The following is a 1,829-nucleotide window of genomic DNA, read 5'->3' on the forward strand; positions in this document are numbered from 1 at the left end:
CCCCTTGTATAATCTAGTTGTAACATTTGATAGAAAACTTTCTAATAATCTAACGAACATTAACAACTTTTCTAAATTTAAAAATCTATCTAAAATCCTACCGGATCTTAAGTCATTTCTTAGCTTGTTTTCTATTAATAAATATTATTCCTAAGGTTGGATTCAACTTTGATAAATATAGTATAATCTTTACTGAATAGAGGATAGATGTATCCCCCCTGGGAGATCTTAGAGATCATATACCCGTAAAAAAGCGTATCATTCCATCAGTAATAGTTCTATGTTTAGCTGGTTGAATTTCCCCGGAGGGAATTATTCGTGTCACAAACAAGGTTGTAGAATTACTGATAGAAATGGAATCTCTATTCTATCTCAATATATTAAAAATAAGGAGATACTAAAATGTCAAAATTTATTAATAATCCAGTACTTGGAATAGATGTAGCTGCTGATTTTTCAATAGTTGCTATACTTGCACCTAACGGTGAAATATACAGGAAATCATTTAGAATAAATCATACTTTGGAAGGCTTTAATCGTTTAGTTTCTGAAATAGAAAAAGTGGAAAAGAAATTTAATACGAAAGCAGCCACTTTCATGGAATCCACTGGGATCTACCATTTATCTCTTTTCCACTACCTTAATAAGAAAGGTTTTGATGTATTTACCATCAATCCTCTTATTACTAATTCTAACAAGAATTTTGATATAAGGAAAGTGAAAAATGATAAAAAAGATGCCCTAAACATTGCCAAGATATGCAAATACCAAGATATTAAGCTTTCTAGTAATTTTAATCCTGACTTATATGCCTTGAAATCACTTACAAGAGAGTACTATAAGCTTACAGATACAAAATCAACTTTTAAGAAAAAACTTTCTAATGATTTACGTCAAATGATTCCTGAATATTGTAATATTTTTTCAGATACAACTTCAAAAACTTCTTTACAAGTATTAAAATATTATCCAAAGCCAGATGATATCTTAGTTGCAAATAAACAAGATTTAATCCGTATACTTTTAACCTCTAAAAAAGGTCTAAAATATGCAGAGGATAAATATTCAAAATTAATTGAATCAGCAAATAATGCAATTGAAACGGGAATTCCTTGTTCTAGCTTTTTTGTAAAATTAATATCTGATATAAATATTATTGAAACTTTTGAACTGCAGATAGAATTAATACTATCTGAAATAAAAAAATTACTTGCTAGTGGTAAAATTCCTCAGGATATTATTAATAATATTGAATTACTACAATCAATATCCGGTATTGGTGAACTCACTGCAATTACTATAATTAGTGAAATTGGTAATATTAAAAATTTCACTAAACCTAAACATCTTGTAGCATTCTTTGGCCTTGATCCATCAGTAAATGAATCAGGTAAATTTAAAGGTAGTAACAATCATATTTCAAAGCGTGGCACACGTATTGGCCGAAGGGCTTTGTATGCTGTCGCATTGGCTTCAGTTAGAACTAAGCGTAATGGTGAAGCTACCAACTCTGTCTTACTAGATTATTATAAAAATAATATGAATGGTAAAAGTAAAAAAGTTGGATTAATTGCTATTATGCATAAGTTAATGAAATACATTTTTTCTGTACTACGCAACCAAAAGCCATATGAAATACGTAACCCTAAATTACACCTCAAGATGTATTTAAAAAATCAATCGTTAGTAAATGCTGCCTAACGGCTAATTACGAACTATTTTCACAGTAAATCATCAATTTTTCGTTGAAATTTGATAGTCTATTAATTGTGTCTAAAAACACATAATATAAAATTCAATAAAATATGTTGACTTTAACTAGCTGGTCT

Annotated in this window: 1 protein-coding gene; it reads left to right on the forward strand. The window is 28.9% G+C overall.

Translation table 11 applies throughout. From position 1 onward, the window contains the following. The first annotated feature begins 402 nt into the window (after positions 1-402). Positions 403-1,701, forward strand: a complete 1,299-nt coding sequence (locus tag K0040_RS19745; protein WP_228110402.1) for an IS110 family RNA-guided transposase — start codon at positions 403-405, stop codon at positions 1,699-1,701. The last annotated feature ends 128 nt before the right edge of the window (positions 1,702-1,829 follow it).

Source organism: Terrisporobacter petrolearius, from assembly GCF_020748185.1.
GTDB lineage: Bacteria > Bacillota > Clostridia > Peptostreptococcales > Peptostreptococcaceae > Terrisporobacter > Terrisporobacter petrolearius.